Origin of the sequence: Litorivivens sp. (genome assembly GCF_041624475.1) — a bacterium.
Taxonomy (GTDB): domain Bacteria; phylum Pseudomonadota; class Gammaproteobacteria; order Pseudomonadales; family Spongiibacteraceae; genus Litorivivens.
Map to the genome: position 1 here is coordinate 1 of NZ_JBFJUX010000013.1, position 24,906 is coordinate 24,906.

At 56.9% G+C, this 24,906-nt stretch carries 20 protein-coding genes and 1 tRNA gene; 5 read left to right on the plus strand and 16 right to left on the minus strand.

Annotated features, from left to right (window positions below; genetic code table 11):
* Positions 1-66: 66 nt before the first annotated feature.
* The 10 genes from ABY734_RS12975 to ABY734_RS13020 form a co-directional block, all read right to left on the minus strand.
* Positions 67-1,365, minus strand: a complete 1,299-nt coding sequence (locus ABY734_RS12975; protein WP_372779702.1) for a sugar MFS transporter — start codon at positions 1,363-1,365, stop codon at positions 67-69.
* Between the two features lie 126 nt (positions 1,366-1,491).
* A complete protein-coding gene (locus tag ABY734_RS12980; protein WP_372779703.1) occupies positions 1,492-2,538 on the minus strand; it encodes a sugar phosphate isomerase/epimerase family protein in 1,047 nt (348 codons plus the stop codon).
* On the minus strand, positions 2,535-3,725 hold the full coding sequence (locus ABY734_RS12985) for a Gfo/Idh/MocA family protein (protein ID WP_372779705.1): 1,191 nt from the start codon (positions 3,723-3,725) through the stop codon (positions 2,535-2,537). Before ABY734_RS12985 ends, ABY734_RS12980 begins: the two co-directional genes overlap by 4 nt.
* Positions 3,726-3,727: 2 nt before the next feature.
* Positions 3,728-4,573, minus strand: coding sequence for a ThuA domain-containing protein (locus ABY734_RS12990; RefSeq protein ID WP_372779707.1), 846 nt, complete (start codon positions 4,571-4,573; stop codon positions 3,728-3,730).
* 19 nt (positions 4,574-4,592) lie between these two features.
* Entirely contained in the window at positions 4,593-6,287 is a 1,695-nt protein-coding gene (locus tag ABY734_RS12995; protein ID WP_372779802.1) for a GMC oxidoreductase, read from the minus strand.
* Positions 6,288-6,303: 16 nt separating this feature from the next.
* Positions 6,304-6,927 carry a gluconate 2-dehydrogenase subunit 3 family protein gene (locus ABY734_RS13000; RefSeq protein ID WP_372779708.1) on the minus strand — a complete coding sequence of 208 codons (624 nt, stop codon included), beginning with the start codon at positions 6,925-6,927 and terminating at the stop codon, positions 6,304-6,306.
* On the minus strand, positions 6,924-7,205 hold the full coding sequence (locus ABY734_RS13005; RefSeq protein WP_372779709.1) for a hypothetical protein: 282 nt from the start codon (positions 7,203-7,205) through the stop codon (positions 6,924-6,926). Before ABY734_RS13005 ends, ABY734_RS13000 begins: the two co-directional genes overlap by 4 nt.
* A 99-nt stretch (positions 7,206-7,304) precedes the next feature.
* A complete protein-coding gene (locus ABY734_RS13010) occupies positions 7,305-8,141 on the minus strand; it encodes a hypothetical protein (protein WP_372779710.1) in 837 nt (278 codons plus the stop codon).
* A 78-nt stretch (positions 8,142-8,219) separates the two neighbouring features.
* Positions 8,220-9,650 carry an aldehyde dehydrogenase family protein gene (locus ABY734_RS13015; protein WP_372779711.1) on the minus strand — a complete coding sequence of 477 codons (1,431 nt, stop codon included), beginning with the start codon at positions 9,648-9,650 and terminating at the stop codon, positions 8,220-8,222.
* Between the two features lie 102 nt (positions 9,651-9,752).
* Positions 9,753-10,289, minus strand: coding sequence for a PadR family transcriptional regulator (locus ABY734_RS13020; protein ID WP_372779712.1), 537 nt, complete (start codon positions 10,287-10,289; stop codon positions 9,753-9,755).
* Positions 10,290-10,413: 124 nt separating this feature from the next.
* On the opposite strand from ABY734_RS13020, the gene ABY734_RS13025 reads away from it, so the two are divergent.
* Both ABY734_RS13025 and ABY734_RS13030 read left to right on the plus strand, forming a co-directional pair.
* Positions 10,414-12,432, plus strand: a complete 2,019-nt coding sequence (locus tag ABY734_RS13025) for an FAD-dependent oxidoreductase (protein WP_372779713.1) — start codon at positions 10,414-10,416, stop codon at positions 12,430-12,432.
* A gap of 15 nt (positions 12,433-12,447) precedes the next feature.
* Positions 12,448-12,888 (plus strand): nuclear transport factor 2 family protein, encoded by a 441-nt coding sequence (locus ABY734_RS13030; protein WP_372779715.1) that lies wholly within the window; start codon positions 12,448-12,450, stop codon positions 12,886-12,888.
* Between the two features lie 3 nt (positions 12,889-12,891).
* Here ABY734_RS13030 and fghA read toward each other — a convergent pair whose 3' ends face one another.
* Positions 12,892-13,725, minus strand: coding sequence for an S-formylglutathione hydrolase (gene fghA, locus ABY734_RS13035; protein ID WP_372779803.1), 834 nt, complete (start codon positions 13,723-13,725; stop codon positions 12,892-12,894).
* 8 nt (positions 13,726-13,733) lie between these two features.
* Complete coding sequence (locus ABY734_RS13040) at positions 13,734-14,840, minus strand: S-(hydroxymethyl)glutathione dehydrogenase/class III alcohol dehydrogenase (RefSeq protein WP_372779716.1); 1,107 nt, start codon at positions 14,838-14,840, stop codon at positions 13,734-13,736.
* 113 nt (positions 14,841-14,953) lie between these two features.
* Between ABY734_RS13040 and ABY734_RS13045 the strand changes: the two genes are divergently transcribed.
* The 3 genes from ABY734_RS13045 (at position 14,954) to ABY734_RS13055 (ending at position 19,521) form a co-directional block, all read left to right on the plus strand.
* Positions 14,954-15,850, plus strand: a complete 897-nt coding sequence (locus ABY734_RS13045) for a LysR family transcriptional regulator (protein WP_372779717.1) — start codon at positions 14,954-14,956, stop codon at positions 15,848-15,850.
* A 128-nt stretch (positions 15,851-15,978) separates the two neighbouring features.
* Positions 15,979-17,355: a cytochrome P450 gene (locus tag ABY734_RS13050; RefSeq protein WP_372779718.1), complete on the plus strand. Its 1,377-nt coding sequence runs from the start codon at positions 15,979-15,981 to the stop codon at positions 17,353-17,355.
* 51 nt (positions 17,356-17,406) lie between these two features.
* Positions 17,407-19,521, plus strand: coding sequence for a molybdopterin-dependent oxidoreductase (locus tag ABY734_RS13055; protein WP_372779720.1), 2,115 nt, complete (start codon positions 17,407-17,409; stop codon positions 19,519-19,521).
* A gap of 64 nt (positions 19,522-19,585) precedes the next feature.
* On the opposite strand, the gene ABY734_RS13060 is transcribed toward ABY734_RS13055, so the two are convergent.
* From ABY734_RS13060 to ABY734_RS13075, 4 genes are all read right to left on the minus strand, one after another.
* Positions 19,586-19,662, minus strand: a tRNA-Pro gene (locus tag ABY734_RS13060).
* A gap of 243 nt (positions 19,663-19,905) precedes the next feature.
* Positions 19,906-21,654 (minus strand): carboxyl transferase domain-containing protein, encoded by a 1,749-nt coding sequence (locus ABY734_RS13065; RefSeq protein WP_372779721.1) that lies wholly within the window; start codon positions 21,652-21,654, stop codon positions 19,906-19,908.
* Positions 21,621-22,706, minus strand: coding sequence for an NAD(P)-dependent alcohol dehydrogenase (locus tag ABY734_RS13070; protein ID WP_372779722.1), 1,086 nt, complete (start codon positions 22,704-22,706; stop codon positions 21,621-21,623). Before ABY734_RS13070 ends, ABY734_RS13065 begins: the two co-directional genes overlap by 34 nt.
* 107 nt (positions 22,707-22,813) lie before the next feature.
* Positions 22,814-24,904 carry a CocE/NonD family hydrolase gene (locus tag ABY734_RS13075; RefSeq protein ID WP_372779724.1) on the minus strand — a complete coding sequence of 697 codons (2,091 nt, stop codon included), beginning with the start codon at positions 24,902-24,904 and terminating at the stop codon, positions 22,814-22,816.
* Between the last annotated feature and the right edge of the window lie 2 nt (positions 24,905-24,906).

The following is a 24,906-nucleotide window of genomic DNA, read 5'->3' on the forward strand; positions in this document are numbered from 1 at the left end:
ACACCCCCGCCATTTTTGCGACATCTTTTATCGTAACCATAAAGCCCCCGGAAGCAATCGCCCAGTTTACTGCGCTGCCACCTGTGCGGATACACCCCGGCGATCACGCCACCAGATAAAGCCGAATATCGGCAGCAACAGCAAAGGCAGCAGAGCCACCGCCTGGAAGGATTCTACCGAGGCATAGCGAAGCACCTCCTGCATTTCGGCACCACTCAGGGTCGATAGCTGCTCAACACCACCTGCCGCTTCCAGTTTCGCTGCATCAAAAATCGCGCCCATCTGCGGCAATACAAACTGTATAGACAGGCCCCCGGCAAAACCGGTCAAGCCAAGAAACAGAGCACCGCCTCTGGGATAACGCTCGCTGACCACCGACAGCACCGTTGGCCAGAAATAACAGACACCCATACCCCACAAGGTTGCCGATGCAAAGGCCAGCATTGGTGACGTAGACAGACTCAAGCCGTAGAGGCCCGCTGCGGCGAAAATACAACCCACGAACAACAGCCCCACAGAGGAAATATGCTTGGCAATTGCGCCCGCAAAGTGGCGCATGACAAACATCAGCATACTGACGTAAATCAGTACCAGAATGCCCTGCATACCCACGACGTTAGTCAGCGCCAGATCAACCCACTGCCCCGGCGCCAGCTCAGCTGCAGCGGTAATCATCATCACGAAGAACCAGACAAAGTAGCCGGGCGCGCGGAACAGCTCCTTGAACATATCCGCGTAGGACACGCCTGACTGAACCCGCTCGGTGACAGGAAATGCCGTCGATGCCGTCAGATAGGCCAGCACCGCGCCCGGTACAATCAACATCAGCAGATTCGTCTGCCAGGGTAAATTCAGCGCGGCAAAACCCAGGCCTGCGACACCGCCAACAACAATACCCGCAGGCCACCAGGCGTGCAGAATATTCAGGCGATGGGTTTTTTCTTCAGGATAAACCGCTGTAACCATCGGATTACTGGCGGCCTCCACGGCCCCCCAACCCAGGCCGGTCAGCAGGAAGCCGAAAAAGATCAACCAGTAACTCAGCAGCGTGACCGGCATAAGCGACGCCGCCACCACCAACAGACTCCCGACAATATAACCCACTGCAGAAAACAGCAGCATTGCGCGCATACCCACTTTATCGACCAGGGCGCTGCCAAATAACAAAGTCAGTGCAAAACCGATAAAGGTGGCGCCCAGCACCTCACCAACCAAGCCTGCCGAGCGCGCCAGATCCAGTTCGTTGAAAATATCGCCCTGAATATCCGACGCGATACTGGCGCGAACCGCAAAGCCCAGACCGATCATAAAGATAGAGAGATTGCCGACCAGAAAAAGTCGCTTGCGATCCAGTTGTTCCGTCATGGTAAACCTCGTTGTTATGTATTTTCTCGTTCTGCTGCGGGGAGAAGGTTGGGATAAGGGACGGCGAAGTCACTAGCTTCCCATCTCAGCCCTCACCCCTGCCCTCTCCCAGAGGGAGAGGGGGCGCTAGTCCAAGCCCAGTATTCTGCGGTTCGATAGCTCATCAGCGTCCGCACCCGCAAAATCATCAAACGCCCGGTCCGTCAGCCGAATCATATGGTCACTGATAAAGGGCGCTCCTTCCCGAGCCCCATCTTCCGGATGCTTAAGACAGCACTCCCATTCCAGCACCGCCCAGCCGTCGTAACCGTACTGTGCGAACTTGCTAAAAATGGCCTTGAAATCAATCTGGCCATCACCCAGCGAACGAAAACGTCCCGGGCGATCAACCCAGCCTTGATAGCCGCCGTACACACCGCTGCGACCATTCGGTCGGAATTCCGCGTCTTTCACGTGAAAGGCTTTGATGCGATCGTGGTAGTGATCGATAAAAGCCAGATAGTCGAGCTGCTGAAGGATCAAATGGCTGGGGTCATACAGCATGTTGGCACGCGGATGCTGATCGACCGCATCGAGAAATCGTTCAAAACTGGCGCCGTCGTGCAGATCTTCACCGGGGTGAATTTCAAAACAGCAATCGACACCGGCTTCATCAAATGCGTCCAGAATCGGCAGCCAGCGCTTGCCCAGTTCGGCAAAGCCAGTTTCTACCAGGCCCGCGGGTCTCTGTGGCCACGGGTAAAAAGTGTGCCACAGCAGCGCGCCGGAAAACGTCGCATGGGCTTTCAGCCCGAGGCGACTGCTGGCACGGGCTGCAAGTTTCAGCTGCTCAACAGCCCACGCCTGTCGTGCTTGCGGATTGCCACGCACTTCCGGAGCGGCAAAAGCATCCATCGCGTCGTCGTAGGCTGGGTGTACCGCCACCAACTGCCCTTGCAGGTGAGTCGACAACTCGGAGATTTCCAGGCCTGCCTCGGCAACTCGACCCTTGAGCTCGTCGCAGTAACTCTGACTCTCTGCCGCCAGCGCGAGATCCATCAAGCCGCGCTCAAAGGTAGGAATCTGCACTCCCTTGTACCCAAGCTCCGCGGCCCATTGGCACAAACCATCCAAGGTATTGAAAGGCGCCTCTTTGCCAACAAACTGCGCCAGAAAAATAGCGGGGCCTTTCATGAAGTACTCTCCTGTAAAAACGGTATATCCGGAAGGCTGTACCACTTCTGCTCGCTGGCAGAAGCTTTAACCGCCGATTCTATAAAACGCATGCCGCGCAAGGCGTCCGGCAGTCCCGGAACATCGGCTTCGCTCTCAGTTGGCGCTCGGTTCTCCAGACGCGCACGCACCTGCCCCGCGAAATTGCGATAGTGGTTGGCAAAGGCTTCAAGATAGCCTTCAGGGTGGCCTCCGGGCGTGCGGCAATTGGCGGCTGCGAGTGGCGTCATTTCAGGGCCACCGGCACGAATAATCTGAGCATTCCTATCCAGGGGCTTGAACAACAAAGTATTGGGGTCAGTGTGATTCCACTCCAACCCTCCCGCTTCGCCATAAACACGAATTTTGAGATTGTTCTCTTCGCCGGCGCAGATCTGGCTAGCAATCAGCACACCGCGAGCGCCGTTTTCAAAGCGCAGCAGGATAGTCGCATCGTCGTCCATCTCTCGGCTTTCAACGACCGCGCCCAAATCTGCACAGATCGCATTAATCGCGCTGCCGGTGACATACTCACCGAGGTGGGCTGCATGCGAACCAATATCGCCGACGCAGGTACTGGCACCTGAGCGGGCCGGATCAAGCCGCCACTCCGCCTGCTTGCTTTCGTCTTCAATACCCGCTTGAGACAACCAGCCCTGTGGATACTCGACCAACACTTTACGCACTCGCCCCAGGCCCCCTTCTCTGACCATGTCGCGCGCCTGCTTGATCATCGGGTAACCGGCATAGGTGTAGGTCAGACCGTATAGAAGTCCGCTCTCTTTGACACATTGAGCAAGTTGTTCGGCTTCAGAGAAATTCAAGGTCGCCGGTTTGTCACTCAGCACATGAAAACCATGCTGCAGAGCCAAACGTGCCACGGGAAAATGCAGATCGTTTGGCGTTACAACGGCGACAAAGTCCATCCGCTCATCCGGAGACAATTGCGCCTCGCGCTCCATCATGTCTTCGAAGGAGGCATAGCAGCGCTCAGTGGCTAGAAACAATTCCCGCCCCAAGCGCCGTGACACCTCCGGCTTGCTGGAAAAAACACCACAGACCAACTCAATCTGACCGTCCAGATTAGCCGCAGCTCGATGGATGGGGCCAATCATCGAGCCGGGGCCACCGCCGACCATGCCCATGCGAATTTTGCGTGGTGAACTCATCCTTAGTCACCCCTTAGCCAGTGCAGCGCCTTGGTCAGAAAGGCCTGGTATTCCGGCACATGGTAGGTGTGAGACTGGTGACCAATCGCGGTATACAACACTCGCCCCTTGCCCAACTGATGTCGCCAGGCAATAGGGTGCTCGCCGGGCATCGTATCGGTGCCAATCCAGGTTTCACCGGCGGGGAGATAGCTCGCCTCATCCAGCGTCAGCAGTACTTCGTAGCCCTTATCGCGAACATTCTGGTCGAAGGCGTACCATTCTTCCTGCTTCACATTCCATGGCTTGGGTAGATGATCGGTTATCTTGATGGTTTCATCCGCGACCAGAACATCTGCATCCTGAAACTGTGGCTTCATAGTGTGGCCGACAAATTGCGCACCGATCAGCGTGTCTACATACCACTCCCAGTCATAACTGAAATCGCCACCGGAAGCGTGGATACCCAGCCAGCCACCGCCGTTTTCAATCCAGTTTTTAAGCGCCTGGCGCTGTTCATCTGTCAGCACATCGCCGGATACGTTATTCCAGACAATGGCGTCAAATTTAGCGAGCAGTTCCGGTGAATGTACGGCGCCGTTACCTGTCTGATAAACGGCCCAACCCTCGCCATCAATCAATTCAGCCAGTACCTGCTTCGCTACCGGGATTGCGTCTTTGTGAATAAAGCCGTTGGTCTTGGTAAACACCAGCACAGCAGGCCTGGAAAAGTCCGGCACCTCCGGTGCTACGGTTTCGTAGACTTTGCGCGGAATAATGCCATTGGATTTTAATTGGTAGTAACCGTAGCCAGCTAACACCAAGATAAGAACCAGCAAGCCGAGAAGAATCCGTTTAAATAACTTCATTTTTAAATTCTCTTTCCTATTAGAGTTGTCCGGCCTTCAACTGTGCCACCGCGAAATCACAAGCTCTTGCGGTCAGCGCCATATAGGTCAGGGAGGGGTTCACGCAGGAGGAAGACGTCATAGCCGCGCCATCAGTAACAAACAGATTGGGTATGCCGTGCACCTGATTATGGGCATTCAAAACGGCCTGCTCCGGATCGTGCCCCATGCGGGCAGTCCCCATTTCATGAATACCTGAGCCCATCGGCGTTTCAATCGCTTCGTGCTTCATGGAAAACACCGCGCCCGCCGCCTTCAAGATTCGGTCCGCCTGCTCAGCGGCGTCCGACCACAATTTGTGTTCGTTATCCCGCCAGACTGCATCAAAGGCAACTTGTGGAATACCAAAACGATCTTTTTTTGTTGGGTGGAGGTACATGCGATTGCGTTTATCAGGCAGACATTCAGTAAAGGCCGCCAATGCCCATACCCACATACCTGGCTTGCGCAAGGAATCTTTCAGTTCTGCGCCAAAGCCCTTTTTGTTTATGGACGACTGCCAGTTCATTCGAAGCGCATGCGCCTGATAACCATAGCCGCGCAAAAAGCCCAGCGACTCGTCTGCGGCTTTCAGATTTCGGAAGCGTGGTATATAGGTGCCATTCGGGCGATTGCCATGCCAATAGGTATCCATGTCATCGACAAAGATGCCCATGCCCGCCACGCCGTGTGCGTGATCCATCAGGTAACGGCCGAGCGCCCCGCTGCGGTTTCCCAGACCATTGGGAAAGTACTCCGAGGCGGAATTCATCAGTAGTTGAGTGGAAGCAACCGTTGACGCACAGAGAAAGACCAGCTTGGCGCGGTAAGCCATGCGCTCGCCTGTGCGACTGTCTATTACCCGCACCTCGCTGATACGCTTCAGATCAGGGTCGTAGACAAGCTTTTCCACGACGGAATCAGGGCGGAGGGTTAAATTGCCGGTAGCACGAGCTGCGGGTAAGGTTGAACTTTGTGAACTGAAATAACTGCCGGTAGAACATCCCCGGTGACAGGGGCCGCAGTAGTGACAGGCCGCGCGCCCCTTGTGGTCCTGAGTAAGAATCGCCGCGCGCCCCATGGTCATCTTGACATCGGGCGCCTTGCGCTTCAGGCGGCTGCGAATCGTCTCTTCTATTTTGTGCATACCCATGGGCGGCAAAAATTCACTGTCAGGCAACTCCTCAAGCCCCATCGCTTCGCCGCTGACGCCAATAAACTTTTCCACATAGGAATACCAGGGCGCCAGGTCCTTATAGCCAATCGGCCAGGGAATGCCATGTCCGTCTTCTGCATTAGCCTGAAAATCCTTCTCGCTCCAGCGATAGGTTTGGCGACCCCAAAGCAGTGACCGCCCACCAACCACGTCAGCTCTCACCCAATTGAAAGGCTTGCCTTCGTCGTAGGCATAGGGGTTGTTTTTATCGTTATTGAAAAAATGGCGCGTCGCTTCGCTGAAGGCGTAGCTCTGGCTTTGTATCGGGTATTCTTCTCGATAGAGTTCGCGGGGCTTTTTCCCTTGATAGGGCAATTTCCAGTCCGGAGCATGTTCGCCCAGGTAGTCCACACTATGGCGAACGTCCTTGCCCCGCTCAAGCACCAGCACTTTCAAACCTTTTTCGGTCAACTCCTTAGCCGCCCAGCCACCCGTGATACCGGAGCCGACTACGATGGCGTCAAAATCCTGATTAATCATCTTCACACCATCACCCCTAAAGCAGCTGTCCGGCCCAGCTGCTGTCGTCTTTATCCAGCGGTCGATTGCCATCAAACGTCATCGGCATCGCCTCATATCGCAGTACCTGTGTCGAACCGACTTCGGACGTAAAAAAGCCCCAGATGGTTAGCTCCTTTAGCTTGCAAATAAAGGGCGCATCACTGACCTCCTCTCCCATACCGGCATTGCCCATTTCGTACCAGAGGGAATCACTGGCTTCGCTCTCCAGCTCTTCAAGTATCTTTGTTCGCTGCTCCATACCGAGGGTCTCAAAAGGTTTGTTGAAGTTTTCAAGCGTAGTGCTCATCAGCGCATTCAGGCCATTCAGGAAAATCGCGCGCTCGTCCGGTGTAAACCATTCAAACACCATCAGCTCTACGAAACGGGGAACACCGGCATCGATGGCACCGGGCGTTTCAGTACGGGGAATCACCGTTTCTGTCAGCAGTGCCAGCGTGGAACGCTGTTCGGGCGATAAAAAATCGGCCTTCCTCGCAATATAGTTCGGCGCCGTAGCGAGATAGACGCGCTGTTCTTCAGTTAGCGCAAAGCCCGCCTGTGCCGCAGTGGCACCGGTAATCAGCAGAGCGGCGCATTCCAGAAACTGACGACGATTCATTCTGCTCTCCGAAAGATAGACTTCAGGGCCTGCCACCACGGCAAGGCCACCAACAAGCCCGCCAACACGCTTGCAGGCACATGGTAGGACCACTCACCAAAAAAATAGCCCCCAGCTCGAAACACACTGTAGCCATAGTAGATGGGACCAACACCGGTCAGGTGGTAAAGCTCGTAGAAGAGCCAGGCCGTCGGCTCAAGACACCAAATAAGAAAGATTGCCGCGACGGCACCCAGAATCACGCGCCGGCCACTTATGCGCAGCCTGTTTTTATTCATATCCTGCTAGCCGCCAAAAACACCAAGTAAACGTTTACATTAATGCCCTATCCTTATACTGTCAAGGCGTGCGCTACATGCCTCGCCCAGAAGGCGCGATCAAAACTCCAAAGGGTCGTTGGCCAGCAGCAAAACCATTGCCGCCCCCACAAACGCGACATGCTGCTGCTCACCCACCGGCCTGACCAGACTAATCAGGCCGTCTCCACTGCGATCAATCAGGGCCAAAGTGGTATCACCCCGGCGGATTTCATAGCTGACTGTCGTTGGCGAGGCTCCTATATTCGACGACTGACTACCCACCACTTGGAATTCTGTACCCTGTATGCGCAAAGTACCTCGCATTGGCACCGGCTCGTCGTTATGCAAGTCCAACTGCCACTGCGGCCAAAGTTCGCTTATGCCTTTTGCCATGCAGTTCAGCGAGGCGCTATAGGCGACATTCTCTGACATCGAGAAGGTATTGGTTCCGTCACCCCGACTGACGCCCGTTTTCTGGCTTTCGCTGTACAAACGTTGCCTGCAGCGCAAATCTGCCAGCACGCCGTCTGGCCCGGTCAGACGCACTTGCAGTTCGGATTCGTTGCTTTGGATGACCGTGCCGTGATGCAGTTGATGTCCGCGGCTGTCGTCACTGCCGATGGCAACCTGAACATCTGAGGTACTCGTGCTCGGCAGTGAACTCCACAGCGACTGGGCCTCCAGATCACCGCGAAACGGACCTATATGTATCGGTTGTTTACGCAGGCGCGCCCAACTGCCGGCGCCACTGACCTCGTAGCGTTCGACATCAGCACCCACCCAGTCGAGAGGCTCCAGTGCTTTTTGATGAACAACAGAACAGCCGGAAAGAACCAAGAAAACAGCAAAACATAAGGCTATACAGCGCCCGACCACAGAGAAGGGCCGGGCGAGAGGCAGAGCATTGAAAGGCATGGCAGTACTCGCAAACGGGGCAGGTAAGTCGCGCTACTATGCTCTAGATTTCGGTTTTAGCCAATCCCGAATTGTGCCCTATTCCACACCGAGTATGGCCCTGAGTTCGGTGAATTCTTCCACCCCCGCGAGACCCCACTCGCGACCCACGCCAGACTGTTTGAAGCCACCAAAGGGCGCCTGTAAATCAGGGCCTGCTCCATTGAGCAACACCTGCCCGGCGCGGATGTGCCGACCGACATCCCGGGCGCGATCAATCGATCCGCCGTAGACATAGGCCGCCAGACCGTATTCGGTGTCGTTCGCCATTTCGATGGCGTGGGCTTCATCGCGATAGGGAATCAAGGTCAGCACCGGGCCGAATACCTCCTGCCGAGCAATGGTCGCCTTGTTATCAACCACCGAGAAAATGGTTGGCTTGACGAAGAAGCCCTTGTCCAGCCCGTCCGGTCGACCGGTGCCACCCACCAGCTTTTTCGCGCCATCGGCTTCCGCACGCTCGATCAGCGACTGCACCCGCTCAAACTGTCGGCCATTGGCCAGCGGGCCGGTGGTTGTATTCGCATCCTGGGGGTCGCCAACCTTGATATTGTCCAGCGCGGCAACGGCAAGTTTTTCCACCTCCGCCAGCTTTGACTCGGGCACCAGCATACGCGACGGCGCATTACAGCTCTGCCCGCTGTTGTTCATCAGATGCATAACACCCTTGGTCACAGCCGCTTCCAGTGGCGCATCGTCCAGCAGGATATTCGGAGACTTGCCCCCCAGTTCGAGCGACACCCGCTTGATGGTATCCGCTGCACTCCGCGAGACAGACGCGCCCGCTGCGGTGGAGCCGGTCAGGGAGACAACATCCACCTCCGGGTGAGAGGCCATGTGTGGGCCGATTTCCGGGCCACTGCCCCACACCAGATTAAAAACACCGGGCGGTACACCGGCCGCTTCCATGATTTCGCCAAAAATCTGGCCCGACAGCGCTGCATATTCCGAGGGTTTCAATACCATGGTGCAACCGGCCAGCAGCGCAGGCGCGACCTTGCAGGAGATCTGGTTCAGCGGCCAGTTCCAGGGGGTGATCAGGGCACAGACGCCTGCCGCCTCGCGGCTGACAAGGGCGCCGCCGCGACGGCTTTCCCATTCAATTTCATCGGCCAGGGCAATGGCCGTTTGAAAATGCCCCATACCAATGGGCACCTGGGCCGTTTTCGCAATGCGTTCCAACGGCGCGCCCATTTCCGCGCTGACCGCCTGGGCCAGATCATCGAAACGCTTTTCGTATTCGGCAAGGATGGCTTTTAACAGATCAACGCGACTTTGCAGCGTGGAAGATGCAAAAGCCGGAAAGGCTTTGCGCGCCGCCTGCACAGCCTTATCGACATCCGCGGTGCCGCCAAAATGCAGTTCGCCGATAAGCTCCTCGGTGGCGGGATTGACGATTGGATGTGTTGAGCTGACGGCGACTGAGGGAACCCAGGAACCGTCGATAAAATGATTCTGAATGGTGTGCATGGTTAAGCCCCTGCTTATTTAATTTCCGCCAGACACTAGCGCCCGGCGAAGCGTTACGCAATCACCATTCCGGCGCCCTGAGGTTGCAGGGCTGTGCCAGGATCAGTGATCAAACTCATCTAACACTGCCAACGCTTCATCCAACATTTCAATCCAGTAATCCTCGTATTTCAGGCCCGCTTTCAATACAACATAGCGCAGGGCCGCCGCGCGATCCGCTGGCGACTTACTGAAATCTTTTGCTTCAAATTCCCGATAGAGGGCTCGCTTGGCCAAATGCTGCTTGCGCTGAGCCCGCAGCGAATCCGCCAGCCCCGCCGGCCCGACCACGCCCTCTGCCCGCAGCCGCACCATCATCGGGTCACGCAGCGGCGCCGGGTCGCCGCCTTCGCCCACCCAGCGCTTCAGTTCCTTACGACCTTCGGGTAAGACCCTGTGAATTTTTTTGACACCGCGTGCATTTTCCTCCGGGGTGGACTCAATCAAGCCCTCGGCCTCCATCCTCGATAATTCCCGGTAAATCTGCTGGTGAGTGGCGTTCCAGAAGTAGGCGATAGAGCGGTCGAAACGTTTGGCCAGCTCAAGGCCAGAGGCGGGCTTTTCGAGCAACGCGGTCAGCAGGGCGTGACGCAAGGACATAGTTTGAATCCAGAACCAATAGTTGCCGATAAGTCTGCCGCATTCAATTTTATTTGCAACCAGTTGCAACTTAAGGCACGATTAATTGCAACCAGTTGCAAAAACCTTTGAATCGGTAGATCACATGACACATTACCCCCATCTCACCCGCCCACTTGACCTGGGCTTTACCACGCTTCGCAACCCTGTATTGATGGGCTCCATGCATGTGGGGCTGGAAGAAGCTGAACACGGTTTTGAGCGAATGGCCGCGTTTTACGCCGAGCGCGCCCGCGGCGAAGTGGGCCTCATGGTCACCGGGGGCATTGCCCCCAATGAGCGCGGCGTGCCGCTACCCGGCGGCGCCAAACTGACCACCGAGGCCGAGGCCGACGAGCACCGCATCATTACCTCCGCGGTACACGCAGCCGACGGCAAAATCGCCATGCAGATCCTGCATTTTGGCCGCTATGCCTATCACAATGAGCTGGTTGCGCCGAGCGCAGTGCGCGCGCCCATCAATGCCGCCACACCCCACGCCCTGACTGAAGCCGAGATCGAGCAAACCATCGATGACTATGTAAACTGCGCCGCCCTTTCCCAGTACGCGGGCTACGATGGTGTCGAAATCATGGGCTCCGAGGGCTACCTGATTAATGAGTTTATCGCCCAGCGCACTAACCACCGCGATGATCGCTGGGGAGGCGACTATGCAAACCGCATCCGCTTTCCGGTTGAGATCGTCCGCCGTGTGCGTGAGCGGGTGGGTCCCAATTTCATTATCATCTACCGCCTCTCCATGATTGATCTGGTAGAGGGTGGTTCCAGCTGGGAAGAGGTTGTCGCTCTGGCCCATGCCATCGAAGCGGCCGGCGCCACTATTCTCAATACCGGCATCGGCTGGCACGAAGCCCGGGTGCCAACCATCGCCACAAAAGTACCGCGCGGAGCCTTTGGCTGGGTGACCAAACGCTTGATGGGCGAGGTAAACATTCCACTGGTCACCAGCAACCGCATCAATACGCCGGAGGTGGCCGAGCAACTGCTTGCCGAGGGCTACGCCAACATGGTGTCGATGGCGCGACCGTTTCTGGCTGACTCGCAATTTGTCGTGAAGGCGCGTCAGGGCCGGGCCGACGAGATCAACACCTGCATCGGCTGCAACCAGGCCTGCCTCGATCACACTTTCTCCGGCAAGATTACCTCGTGTCTGGTGAACCCTCGTGCCTGCCACGAAACCGAACTCTTGATTGAACCGACCTCCCAGCGAAAACGCGTGGCCGTCGTCGGTGCCGGCCCGGCCGGTCTGAGCTGCGCCGTCACCGCCGCCGAGCGCGGCCACAAGGTCACCCTGTTTGACGCCGATGCGGAAATAGGCGGCCAGTTCAATATTGCCAAACGCATTCCCGGCAAAGACGAATTCAATGAAACCCTGCGTTACTTCGGCCGCCAGATCGAAATCCACGGCGTTGACCTGCGCCTCAACACCCGTGTCAGTGCCGAGCAACTGCTGCAGGACGATTTCGATGAGGTGGTGATAGCCACCGGCATCGCCCCGCGCACTCCCGAGATACCCGGCGTAGAGCACCCGAAAGTCCTGAGCTACCTCGATGTGTTGCGCAATGGCGCCGAAGTCGGCGAAAGTGTGGCGATTGTCGGCGCCGGCGGTATCGGCTTCGATGTCGCCGAGTTTCTCGCCCACGACACACAGGAAGGCGATTACACCGAAACCTTTTTCCGTGAATGGGGCGTTGATACCGACTACCAAACACCCGGTGGACTGAAACCCGCCGAGATGGCACCGGCCAAGCGCAGCCTGCATCTCCTGCAGCGCAAAACCAGTAAGGTGGGCGCGCAACTGGGCACTACCACCGGCTGGATCCACCGCAACTCCCTGAAGATTCGCGGCGTACAGATGCTGGCCGGTGTCCAGTATCGGGCCATCGATGACAAGGGCCTGCATATTGAAACCGCAGAGGGTGAGACCACCCTTGAAGTGGATACCATTGTCATTTGCGCCGGACAGGAACCCGAGCGCACACTGGCACACGAACTGGAAGCCGCAGGCTGTACTGTGCATCTGATCGGCGGTGCCGACGTTGCCGCCGAGCTCGACGCCAAGCGCGCCATCAAGCAAGGGACTACCCTTGCTGCAAACCTTTAACCTGAGGAGACCGCCATGACCGAAGCCCCCGCGAACCTTCACCCGGCCGTTGCTGAATCACTGGCCGCCTGGCACAAAATGGTTGAAAACCTTGATCTCAAGGCGCTGGAAAAAATTGTTCACCCGGACGCCACCTTTCGCTCTCCGATGTCCATCAACCCCTACAGCCCGGCTCCGGCACTGATTCTCGCCCTGAGCACGGTGATCACGGTGTTTGAGGATTTCACCTACTACCGCCAGTTTGCCAGCGAGGACGGACTGAATGTGGTACTGGAATTCAGCGCCAAGGTCGGCGACAAAACGGTCAAGGGTATCGATATGATCCAGTTTGACGAACAGGGCTTGATCACCGATTTTGAGGTAATGATTCGCCCCCTAAACGGCCTGCAGGCGCTGGGCGCCGCAATGAGCGCAAAGCTTGGCGAGAAGATGCCTTCCTACAAGGTAAAAAGTTAGGCTTCAAAGATACCTGGCGTGAAACGCAATGTGCTCTGCAATAAACGTGGCGATAAAAAAGTAACTGTGATCGTAACCTTCGCGGTAGCGCACATCGGCCTTATCGCCACGTTTGTTTAGCGTTTCTATAAGGCGCTTCGTTTTAAGCTGCTCCTCCAGAAAGCCATCGGCACTGCCCTGATCCACTTTTAGGGGCGCCAATTCAGCGCCCTCTTCCAGCAGCGCTACGGCGTCGTACTCCCGCCAGCAGGATCGGTCATTGCCCAGGTAATTCCCCAGCGCTTTTTCTCCCCACGGGCATTCGCTCGGCGCACAAATCGGAGCAAAGGCTGATACCGAGCGATACGTCGCAGGATTTTTCAGCGCGATGGTAAGCGCGCCGTGCCCACCCATTGAATGGCCAAAGATACCGCTGCGCGCCACATCCACCGGGAAATGTTCAGCAATTAACGTTGGCAGCTCGTCGACGATATACTCATACATCCGGTAGTGCTGGTTCCAGGGCGCCTCGGTGGCGTTGACATAAAAGCCCGCGCCAAGGCCAAAGTCATAGGCACCGTCCGGATCGTCCGGCACCGCCTCGCCACGGGGGCTTGTGTCGGGCGCAACAATGGCAATGCCATGTTCGGCTGCCGCCTGCTGGGCTCCTGCCTTGGTCACAAAGTTCTCATCCGTGCAGGTCAGGCCTGACAACCAATAAAGCACCGGCACCGAGCCCTGCGCTGCCTGTGGCGGCAGGTAAATCGAAAAGTGCATGTCGCAATGAAGACTCGCGGATGCATGTTTGTACCGCAGCTGCCGCCCGTCAAAACAGCGGACGTCTGAAACCTTCTCCAGGGTGCTCATCAGTACAGCACCACCGAGCGAATACTTTCACCGGCATGCATCAGGTCGAAAGCCTTGTTGATATCGTCCAGGCCCATGGTGTGGGTAATCATGTCGTCGATATTGATGCGCCCGTCCATGTACCAGTCAACAATGCGCGGCACATCGGTGCGACCACGGGCGCCGCCAAAGGCGGTCCCTTTCCAGGAGCGCCCCGTCACCAGCTGGAAGGGGCGCGTCGAGATTTCCTGGCCCGCGCCGGCAACGCCGATAATGTAGGATTCGCCCCAGCCTTTGTGACAGCACTCCAGTGCCTGACGCATCGTGTTCACGTTACCGATGCATTCAAAACTGTAGTCTGCTCCGCCGTCGGTCAGCTGGCTAATGGCATCCACCACATTCTCGACCTCTTTCGGATTGATAAAGTCGGTCATACCAAACTTGCGGCCCAGCGCTTCCTTGGCAGGGTTAAGGTCGATGCCGATAATTTTTCCGGCGCCAACCATTTTCGCCCCCTGAATCACATTGAGGCCGATCCCGCCAAGGCCGAACACCACCACATTGGCGCCCGCTTCCACCTTTGCCTCGAACGCAACCGCCCCTACGCCGGTAGTCACACCACAGCCGATGTAACAGACCTTGTCAAAGGGCGCGTCTTCACGGATTTTCGCAAGCGCAATCTCAGGCAAAACGGTGTAGTTGGAAAAGGTCGAGCAGCCCATATAGTGCAATACCGGCTTGCCCTCAAAGCTGAAACGACTGCTGCCGTCCGGCATTACGCCTTGCCCCTGGGTCGTGCGAATGGACTGGCAAAGGTTGGTCTTGGGGTTAAGACAGAATTTGCAGGTGCGACACTCGGGCGTGTACAGGGGAATAACATGGTCGCCCGGCTTGAGGCCTTTAACACCGGGCCCAACCTCAACCACAACCCCGGCGCCTTCGTGGCCCAGAATAGCCGGGAAAACCCCTTCCGGATCATCGCCGCTGAGGGTAAAGGCATCGGTGTGGCAAACGCCACTGGCCTTGATCTCAACCAGCACCTCGCCCTCTTTGGGGCCAGCCAGGTCCACTTCTACTATTTCGAGGGGTTTTCCTGCCTGAAAGGCAACCGCAGCGCGTGTTTTCATTGGCTACTCTCTGTACTCACTATGGGATTGGCGTACTATAGTCCGTCCCCCTGTGAATGATAATTTACCCATGAAGGAATCATTGTTGCCATACAAGAACAATCGAGCTAGCCGTGTTTAATCGCTGGACCGCCACCGAGCTGCTGATCGAGGTCGTGAACTGCGGCAGCTTTTCGGCCGCCGCGCAGCGCCTGAACCTGTCCAAATCCTATGTGAGCCGACAGATCAGCGAGCTGGAAAACCACCTCGGCACCAAACTGGTTCACCGCACCACCCGCAAGCTTGCCCTCACGGAAACCGGCCGCGCCTACTATCAGCGCTGCCGGGAAATTGCGGAGCAGATTGAAGAGGCAGAACGCATGGTGCTGGCGGACCAGGCAACACCTCGCGGCAACCTGCGCATCAGCGTGGCCGGTGCCTTTGGCGAACGCTATATTGCGCCGGCAGCCGCCAGTTTTATGGCCCGTCACGAGCGAGTGCAAATCGACCTCGACTTCTCCAATCGCAATGTGGATCTGCTGGAAGAGGGTTACGATCTTGCGATACGCGCCGGCGTACTGCAGGACTCAACCCTGATCGCACGCCGCATCGCCTCTCGCAACCTGATTCTCTGCGCCAGCCGCGACTACTTTGACAGCCGCGGTGGCCCACCGAAGACGGTAGCCCAGCTCAAACACCACAACTGCCTGGCAGGATCGCGCAGGCACTGGCGCTTGCGAGAGCCCGGCAAAAACAGGCATATCGAAGTTGCAGTCACCGGCAGCTGGCGCACTAACAATGGCTATTCCCTGCTGGCGGCGGCACGTCAGGGGCTCGGCATAGTGCAGCTTCCGGAATTCTATGTGCACGACGAGCTTGCCGCCGGCAGGCTGATAGAAATTATGCCCGACCACAAACCCACCGATATGGCGGTGTGGGCGGTTTACCCCAGCAACCGTCACCTCTCCCCCAAAGTACGGCTGTTTATCGATCATCTGGTAGAAACCCTGGAGGCCGTCGATTATCTCTAAAATCTGCATGCGCTCTCGGTAACCCCGCGGTAATGAAAGCGTGCGAAAACCGGGCGTAGGATTGAGCGACAATGACAATAAAAGCTGCAGGCCACGACCTGCGGCATGACAAGCAGAGGAACAGCACTATGCGGCAACAGGTAATCGACAACGACTACATCCACCGCCCCGATAACCGGCGACTGGATCACCTGCCGGGAGACTACGGCAAGCCTCTGATTGGCTATACCTTTGCCATGCTGAAAGACCCCTTTTCGGTATTTGCAGATATGCGAGCCCGCTACGGCGATGTGTATCGTTTCAACAGCACCTTCCAGCGCATGTTGATAGTCTCGCACCCGGACTTCGTCAAACTGCTGACCCTCGATCCGGAACAAATCTTTTCGCCGCGCATGGGTTATCACGGCCCACTGAAAGATTTCTTCAAAGGCGGCCTGTTGATGCGCGACTTTGGTGAGCACCGGGTTCACCGCCGTATTATGCAAACGGCCTTCAAGACAGACTCCATGCGTCGGTATGTGGAACAGATGAATCCGATCATCGCCAGCCAGGCGAACGATTGGTCACAACAGAATGACTTCCGCTTTTATCCCAATATCAAAAAGCTGCTGCTGGATATTGGCGCCAACGTTTTCCTCGGCCTGGATATGGACGCCGACGAAACGGTAAAGCTGAATCAGAGCTTCCTCGATATGATGGCCGGTTCCCTTGCGCTGATCCGCAAGGACTGGCCTGGCCTGGGCCTAGTCTACCGCAAAGGCATGAACGGCCGCCGCGAACTGGAGCGATTCTTTGTCGATCTAGTGCCGAAACGGCGAGCCGTTGACGGCACCGATATGGCCAGCTATTTCGCCAAGGAAACGGACGACAACGGCGAGCTGTTCAGCGACGAAGTCGTCGCCCAGCATCTGATCTTTCTGCTTCTCGCCGCCCACGATACCACCACGTCTGTGCTCACCATGACCTGCTCCTTCCTCGCCCATCACACCGATTGGCAAGATCGAGTGCGAGAAGAATTGGCCTCGGCTGCCGACAATGGCCTTGCCTACGATGACCTGGCAACCCTGACGCATACGGAAAACCTCTTCAAAGAAGTGCTTCGCCTGCACCCCCCTGTTCCGCAGTTTGCCCGCCGTACCGTGAAAGACACCGAAATCGGCGGTCACCACGTGCCGGCAGACACCCTCCTGCAGGCGCCGGTGCTTTACATTCAACGCATGGAAGAGTTCTGGACCGACCCGCACAACTTCGATCCGGATCGCTTTGCGGAAGGTCGCGAAGAGCACAAGAAACATCCCTTCCAGTGGGCACCCTTTGGCGGTGGCGCCCACAAGTGCATTGGTCTGCACTTCGCAAACATGCTGTTTAAATGCGCACTCGGTGAAGTGCTGACCCGCTATCGGATCGAATTCCCCGAAGGATATGAATACCCGAGCCCGATACAGCACTTCCCCTTTGCCAAACCGGTCGACGATTTGCCGCTGCGGTTGGTGCCACTGCGTTAATTACGACCTCACGGCATCTACGGTTTGGCTCGTGATGGAGAGTGACATCGGATGAGTACAACAAAGCTCAGCTTTTGCCGTATGTGTCTGGGCCACTGCGGCATGGTTGCCACCATTGATGACGATGGCCGGCTGGCTGAATTGCGCGGCGACCACGACGACAGCCAGACCCTGGGTTTTGCCTGCTTTAAGGGACTCAAGTCGCCGGAAGCGCACAACAGCCCCAAGCGTATTCTGCACCCGCTCAAGCGTCAGCCAGACGGCAGCTTCAAACGAATATCGCTCGATCAGGCGCTGACAGAAATACAGCAGAAACTGTCTGCACTGCTATCTGAAAAGGGCCCGGAATCAATTGCCGGCTACAAAGGAGGCGGTGCGTTTTTTACCGCCTCGTCGTCAATGATGCTGAACAGTTTTCTCGCCGCTATCGGCTCACCCAAGGCCTTTTCCACGCTCACTATTGACCAGTCAGCCAAAGCGGTGGCGGCCGGCCGCATTGGCATTTGGCCGGCGGGCAAAACACCCTTTCATCGCGGGGACGTCCTGCTGGTGGTGGGCGGCAATCCGCTGGTATCGGTCTCAACCAATGGCTTTGATCTGCGCAACCCGGTCAAACGGCTGAAGCAGGCGAAAGCCCGCGGTATGAAGCTGATCGTGATTGACCCGAGAGAAAGCGAAACGGCCAAATTTGCCGACGTCTTCGTGCAACCACTGCCCGGCGAAGACTGCGCCATACTTGCCTGCCTGCTAAACGTCATTCTGGAGAATGGCTGGGAAGATAAAGCCTTCTGCCACGACCACGCCGTTCAGCTCAATGAGCTGCGAACGGCCGTCTCAGGTTTTACCCCCGAGCAGGTCGCCGTGCGGGCCGGCGTCACACCGGATGTGCTGGTCACTGCCGCAAAAACCTTTGCACACGATTCGCACTCCGGAGCAGCCATAGGCGCGACCGGGCCGGATATGGCGACCCACGGCAATCTGGCGGAACACCTGATCGAATGCCTGAACGTCGTTTGTGGTCGCTTTCTTCGAGAAGGGGAATCCGTAAATCCCGGTTTCCTTGGCGAAAAATATCCGAAAAAGGCCCAGGTAATTCCTCCACCCCGCTGGTGGGAGTCCGGCTACAAAAGCCGGCTCGGCGACTTTGGGCTGCTCGAAGGCGAACTGCCCACCGGCACACTCGCCGACGAAATTCTGGAACCGGGAGACGGTCAGGTCAGAGCCTTGATGGTGCATGGCGGCAACCCCGCCGCGTCTATTCCGGACCAGCATAAAATTGTCAGGGCACTTGAGTCGCTGGAGCTGCTGGTCACTATCGAGCCCTTTATGACCGCGACCGCCCGCCTGTCAGACTACATCCTGCCGCCAACCCTGCAGTATGAACGGCCCGACCTACCGCTGTTCCTCTATGAATCCATGATCTACCCGGAGCCCTTCAGTCGGTATACCCCTGCGCTGGTTGCACCACCCTCAGACTCTGAAGTTGTGGACGACTGGAAAATCTTCTGGCGACTTGCCAAACAACTTGGCGTGGCGCTGAGTTATTTCGGCGTACCGCTGGACATGACCAGCGAACCCAGCACGGACGATATACTTCGAATCTGCGCACGCAACGCCCCTGTTAGCTTCGACACACTCAAAGCCGCAGAGCGCGGTATAAAAAATGACAGCAATGACCGAGTCGAAGCTGCCGACCCTGGTGTCACCACGCGCTTCCAGCTGCTGCCATCCGATGTTAGTGAAGAGCTAGCTGATGTCGCGACAACAGCCACGCCTGAATCGTTACCCTACCGCCTTGCCGTTCGCAGACTGCGGGACACCCTGAACTCGGCCGGCCGCGATATGCCTTCCGTGCGCCAGCGGCAGCCCTACAACCATGTTTATATGAATCCGCAAGATATGCAGCGCGAAGGTATGGCTGATGAGGCGATGACGACAATACAATCCGAGCACGGAGAGATTCAAGCAAGAGCAAAAGCCGATCCCAGCCTGCGACCTGGTGTTATACAGATCAGCCACGGCTTTGGCGTACTGCCAGATTCAACAAACTATGAAGACAATGGCGTAAATACCAACCTGCTGCTCTCGCTGGAATGCCGGGAAGCGATTAATGCAATGCCCAGAATGAGCGGGGTGCCGGTTGCTATCTTGCGTACCGAGGATTAGAAAGAATCCAGCTTATTCGAGATCACAAAACGGCTGAAATTTTGGATCACTGAGATACTGAAACTGGTCGGAGTGAGAGGATTTGAACCTCCGACCCCTGCCTCCCGAAGACAGTGCTCTACCAAGCTGAGCTACACTCCGACACTATTGCTACAACGCGTGGGATACTGCGTCGCGGCGGGGCTTCACCTGAATGAAGGCGGGAAATCTACCAGCCCTATAGGTGAGAATCAAGGCGCTTAAGCGCTGCGGCGTATTCTAAATACATACAATGCCGACGCCTTGAATTCGGGAGGAACAATTTTACCCCAATCGTCCCGCTGATTAACAGCCTTCCGGAAACAGGTGGGCCACCGTGTCCCTGTTATTTCCGCGTCTTGGCAGCTAAGCCTGTTCAGAAAGCAGTTGAGCTATCAACGCACGCGTTTCGCCGGGCTCAATCACGGCATCTATTTCCAGATAACTCGCCGCTTCAATGGCTCGACCCTGGTCATAGGCCTGGGCCAGCAACTGATCAAACAGCGCCTGTCGTTCGGTGGCATCCGCAACAGCCTCAAGCTGTTTTTTAAAACCGAGTTTTACGGCTCCTTCCAGCCCCATGGCACCAAACTCCCCGGTTGGCCAGGCTGCCGCGTAGACAGGCCGCGCGAAGCTGCCACCGGCAAGCGCCATAGCACCCAAGCCATAGGCGCGACGCAGAAAAATGGCCACCCATGTCGACTGTGATTGTGAGCCGCTGGCAAACAGGCGCGACATACGCCACACCGCCGCTTCGCTTTCGCTGTCCGGCCCCACCATAAAACCGGGGGTATCCACCAGTGACACGATAGGCAGTTCAAACTGACTACACAGATCAATAAAGTCTGCACACTTGTCGGCGGCCTCCGCATCGATGGCACCGCCCAGATGCTTGCAGTTACTGGCGAGCAAGCCGCAGGGCTGGCCCTCAATACGAGCCAGCGCGGTAACAACCGCCGCGCCGAAGGCGGGCTTGAGCTCCAGTACGCTATCGCTGTCACAGAGTTGGTCAATCACTTTGCGGACGTCATAGGCGAAACGCCGGTCACGCGGCAGATGCTCGCCTATTGACGACTGATCCGCGGCCTGCCATTGCGCGTTGCGCCCCTGAAAAAAAGACAGGGCCTGCTTTGCCAGCGCAGTGGCTTCGGCCTCATCGCGCGCGACGACATCCACAACCCCGTTGCGGCGCTGAACCTCTATCGGCCCGATCTGCTTCGGCGAAAATTGTCCCAGCCCACCGCCTTCAATCATGGCGGGGCCGGCCATACCGATGCAGGAGCTCTCGGTGGCAATACGAATATCCGCCGCGCCGAACAGCGCCGCGTTGCCGGCAAAACAGTAGCCATTGTTGACCGCGATGCGCGGCACCTTGCCTTTCAAAGCCGCCCACTGAGCAAAGGAGGGAACGTTCAAACCGGCGAATTGCACCAGCACATCGGTGTCGCCGGGGCGGCCACCCCCGCCCTCGGTGTACATCACCACGGGCAGGTTTTCATCCCGGGCCAAGGTTAGCGCCCGATCCAGTTTCTTGTGGTGAAAGTAGCCCTGCGTGCCGGCCAGTACGCTGTAGTCGTTGACCACCACGACGGTTTTAGCGCCATTGACCCTCGCCAATCCGGTGAGAATGCCATCGCCGGAGGTATTGCGCTGTAAATCGTCCAGGTCACGGTGTTGGCGCTGGGCAGCGACAGCAAAGGCACCATACTCAACAAAACTGCCGGGGTCACACAGATCATCCAGGTTCTCGCGGGCGCTACGGAAACCGCGCTCGTGTCGCTTCGCAATCGCCTCCTGGCGCTGGGCATCACTGCCTTTGTCAGCCCGCTCGCGCAGGGCTACCAGTGCGGGGTTGTCTGCTTCGCCGGCAATAACGTGCTGCTCAGGCGAAGCGTCTGCCTGCATCTCCAATCGACACAGTGGCCTGCCTTTCTGCACGGTTTCACCGGCAGCAATCTTCCAGGAGGCCAACACGCCCGCCGCTGGCGCGGTGAGGGCGGTCTGGATTTTCATCGATTCCAGTACAGCGAGTTCCTGCCCGGTGCGAACCGTTTCTCCCTCGGCAACCTTGAGGCTGACGATTACCCCTGCGACTGGGGCAGAGATTGTTTCCATGCGCTGTTATCCGAATTGAAAGAAGCCATATCGATCACAAAGCGGTATTTCACATCGCTTTTCAGAACGCGTTCATAGGCCGTATTGATTGATTGAATATCAATCAGCTCGACATCACAGCCGATACCGTGTTCAGCACAGAAATCGAGCATTTCCTGGGTTTCTTCAATGCCACCCATCATCGAGCCGGTGATGTTTTTACGACCTGCCGTCATAAAGGGACTGAACGAGAGCGGCTGATCCGGCAACCCCACCAGACAACAGACGCCATCGCGTTTTAGCAGGCGCAGGTTTTTATTAAGGTCATGAGGTGCAGAGACGGTATCAAGCAGGAAGTCCAGACGGTTGCTCCACGCTTTCATGGTTTCCTTGTCTGAAGACAAAACCACATGGTCAGCGCCCAGCTTTTTGGCGTCTTCTGTTTTGGCAGTCGAGGTGGTGAACATCACTACTTCCGCCCCAAAAGCCTTGGCGAATTTAACGCCAATATGCCCCAGTCCACCCAGACCCATTACCCCGACCAATTGGCCGGGGCCAACTTGGTAGCGCTTCAGCGGCGACCAAGTGGTAATACCCGCACACAGCAACGGCGCCGTCGCGGCTAAATCGGCTTGTTCAGAAATCTTGAGGGTGTATTTTTCGTCCACCACGTAGTTGGTGGAATAGCCGCCAAAAGTAGGATGCTGGCTTTCCCTTTCGAAGCCACCGTAGGTCATGGTAGGGCCTTCGGCGCAGAACTGTTCTTCACCTTCATCGCAGGCAAAACAATGGCGACAGGAATCGACAAAGCAGCCAACACCGACGGTATCGCCAGGCGAGAAACGCGTTACTTTGTCGCCTACCGACAGCACCCTCCCCACAATCTCGTGGCCGGGGACGACCGGATAGTTGCTGCGTCCCCAGTCGTTGTTAACGTAGTGGATATCGGAGTGACAGACGCCACAGTAGAGAATTTCAATGGTAACGTCGTTAGCGCCCGGCTCTCGCCTCTCGAACTCAAAGTGTCCAAGCGGTGCGCCTGCGTGATCTGCCGCGTAGCCAACAGCCTTCATCGTGCCTCCCTACCTGTCGCAAAAGACTGATACTGTAGCAGAGGGCTGCAAAGCGCGGCCAGTGAGGATTCACGCTGACCGCAGCCAATAACTGCGGCAGCATTCCGTCAGCCTGAAGGCACTGGCCCCTGACTAAGCGCATTGGCCGGCAGCAAACGCAGATCGAACACGGGCAGCTCAATACCGCGCATTTGCGCCGTGTATGGGTTGGGCGGGTTGAGCTCCGTGTCGTTCTCGTTCGCGGCAGAGGCGATCGGATCATCAAACTGTGTTCCACCTGCCGTCTGCAGCAACGTGGTCGCGCCGGTGGCTGATGCGCCACTGATTACCGCGCTGAATTGCACATGCCGCTGGAAGAACACCAACCCGACTTTGTCACCCGCCTGCAAGCGCTCGCCTACACCGGGCAATAGAAAGCCACCTGTTGCGCTGACATTGGGATTGCCCGTGTAAGGCACGTTGGGATCGGGGCTCTGAACCAGGCCGGTTACTTCTGCATCGACCAGAATGGTTCGATCACCACGCTTGATACCCACACCAAAGAAAGCAATAGCGGTTTGAGGGTTTCCGGCTACATTTTGAACGGTAATTTCATCAATGCTCGGAATACCCGCCAGCACATAATTGTCTGCGGCGCTGTCCGGGACAGTGAAAACCTCCAAAAATACGGGGTTTAACGCACTTCCGGGATCACTACCGATACTAATACTGCCGCTCTCTAGTCGAGTCGGCACGCCACCGGCTGCAGCGCTTTGACTGCCTTTCGGAAAGTCATCCAACAGCAAGCCCTGAGCCTGCGCGTTGTGAGCATTATCGGTATCGGCCACCGAGATGCAGACCCTGGGAATGTTCTTATAGTCGGGAGAATCCTCACCCTTCAAGTGAAAATCAAACCAGCTACGGATAACCGCCAGCCCGTCGACGGCGCCGCAATGGGAATCCCCTTCAAACAAATTATCCAGCGGGTTCATATGGCCGCCTTCGTTAGTAAGCACTCCCACCGGAGCACTGCCCAGCGATGACAGGAATTTGTAATTCCAGTAGGCCTCGGTCAGATTAAACAGCACATCCCGGTTACCCTGCAGCAGCAGCGTCGGAACACTTCGCCCAACAAAGGTACTGGTATCCGTGCAACCGGGACGGTCATTGTCACACCAAGAACCAACACCGTTGCGGTCTTGAAAGTGCCGCACCTGACGATTGAACAATTGCAGCACAACATCCCGGTCGTAACCCTGCAACTCCAGTGGCCTCATCAAATCATCTTTGGTGCGAATAAAATTCGCCACCGGGCTTCGGTAACCAATAAGGTTACACATATCCGCCACCGCCGGAGTATTGGTGACACCGGGGTCCCGCGGCCCTTCGGTACCATCGGCGAATAGACACAACAAACCATCGAAGGACAGCTTCACTGCATCACCGGGCAGCAAACTGTTGATAAGGCTGTGCCAGGTACCCACCGGCACGATGGTGTCCACCCGAGCATCCAGTTGTGACAGGGGAAACTGCCAGCCACCGCCGTAGCTATAGCCAATCAGGCCAACCCGGAAGTCGTTGGCAATACCAGTGTCTTCGCGAAAGATATGAAACTCTTCGGCATTTTCTGCCAGCCAGTCCAGCAGCCGGATCGCATCCTGGGTCTCAGCCTGAGGGTCCATCACCCGCGCCAGACCGCCAGCGTTATCCGGCTGGGATTCGCCGTGACCGCGCTGATCGAAGGACACCGCCACATAACCGTGGTGCGGCAGCGTTTGGAAAAGATCGAGAATCTGAGGAAAGTGTGCGGTGGCGTCAACGACGCCATCGTCATCTAGCTCATTAGATACCTCACCGCCGTAGCCGTGACTGTTGATCACCACAGGGAAACGGTCACCGGGGCAGCGCTCGGGCAGGGCTACGCTGACGTTAAAGGTGGTCGTATCCAGCTCCTGCGCGTCCAGATCATAGTTGGCCGTGTCATAGACATTGGGCAGGCTATTGGTGACCTGCCTGAGCTGACTTGCCGTCAACAACTCAGGCGGAAGACGGTCAGCTTCAGGACACTGCAGACTCGCTGGCGGTGCTGCTGGTGGTGCAGGTTCCTCTGCAGCTATGGCTGCTGGAGCAGAAGAAGAGCTGCTGTCGTCATTGCAGCCACTGATCAATGCAATACTCAGAACAATAGCCGGGACGGTTAGCCCGCGAAATTCCAGCATGG

Excerpts from the sequence above, each read along its gene's own strand:
- ABY734_RS13005 (WP_372779709.1), bottom strand. The coding sequence starts at position 7,205 with ATGAATAAAAACAGGCTGCGCATAAGTGGCCGGCGCGTGATTCTGGGT.
- ABY734_RS12975 (WP_372779702.1), bottom strand. The coding sequence starts at position 1,365 with ATGACGGAACAACTGGATCGCAAGCGACTTTTTCTGGTCGGCAATCTC.
- ABY734_RS13010 (WP_372779710.1), bottom strand. The coding sequence starts at position 8,141 with ATGCCTTTCAATGCTCTGCCTCTCGCCCGGCCCTTCTCTGTGGTCGGG.
- ABY734_RS13040 (WP_372779716.1), bottom strand. The coding sequence starts at position 14,840 with ATGAAAACACGCGCTGCGGTTGCCTTTCAGGCAGGAAAACCCCTCGAA.
- ABY734_RS13050 (WP_372779718.1), top strand. The coding sequence starts at position 15,979 with ATGCGGCAACAGGTAATCGACAACGACTACATCCACCGCCCCGATAAC.
- ABY734_RS12985 (WP_372779705.1), bottom strand. The coding sequence starts at position 3,725 with ATGAGTTCACCACGCAAAATTCGCATGGGCATGGTCGGCGGTGGCCCC.
- ABY734_RS13015 (WP_372779711.1), bottom strand. The coding sequence starts at position 9,650 with ATGCACACCATTCAGAATCATTTTATCGACGGTTCCTGGGTTCCCTCA.
- ABY734_RS13075 (WP_372779724.1), bottom strand. The coding sequence starts at position 24,904 with ATGCTGGAATTTCGCGGGCTAACCGTCCCGGCTATTGTTCTGAGTATT.
- ABY734_RS13000 (WP_372779708.1), bottom strand. The coding sequence starts at position 6,927 with ATGAATCGTCGTCAGTTTCTGGAATGCGCCGCTCTGCTGATTACCGGT.
- ABY734_RS13055 (WP_372779720.1), top strand. The coding sequence starts at position 17,407 with ATGAGTACAACAAAGCTCAGCTTTTGCCGTATGTGTCTGGGCCACTGC.
- ABY734_RS12980 (WP_372779703.1), bottom strand. The coding sequence starts at position 2,538 with ATGAAAGGCCCCGCTATTTTTCTGGCGCAGTTTGTTGGCAAAGAGGCG.
- ABY734_RS13065 (WP_372779721.1), bottom strand. The coding sequence starts at position 21,654 with ATGGAAACAATCTCTGCCCCAGTCGCAGGGGTAATCGTCAGCCTCAAG.
- ABY734_RS13025 (WP_372779713.1), top strand. The coding sequence starts at position 10,414 with ATGACACATTACCCCCATCTCACCCGCCCACTTGACCTGGGCTTTACC.
- ABY734_RS12990 (WP_372779707.1), bottom strand. The coding sequence starts at position 4,573 with ATGAAGTTATTTAAACGGATTCTTCTCGGCTTGCTGGTTCTTATCTTG.
- ABY734_RS13030 (WP_372779715.1), top strand. The coding sequence starts at position 12,448 with ATGACCGAAGCCCCCGCGAACCTTCACCCGGCCGTTGCTGAATCACTG.
- ABY734_RS13020 (WP_372779712.1), bottom strand. The coding sequence starts at position 10,289 with ATGTCCTTGCGTCACGCCCTGCTGACCGCGTTGCTCGAAAAGCCCGCC.
- ABY734_RS13070 (WP_372779722.1), bottom strand. The coding sequence starts at position 22,706 with ATGAAGGCTGTTGGCTACGCGGCAGATCACGCAGGCGCACCGCTTGGA.
- ABY734_RS12995 (WP_372779802.1), bottom strand. The coding sequence starts at position 6,287 with ATGATTAATCAGGATTTTGACGCCATCGTAGTCGGCTCCGGTATCACG.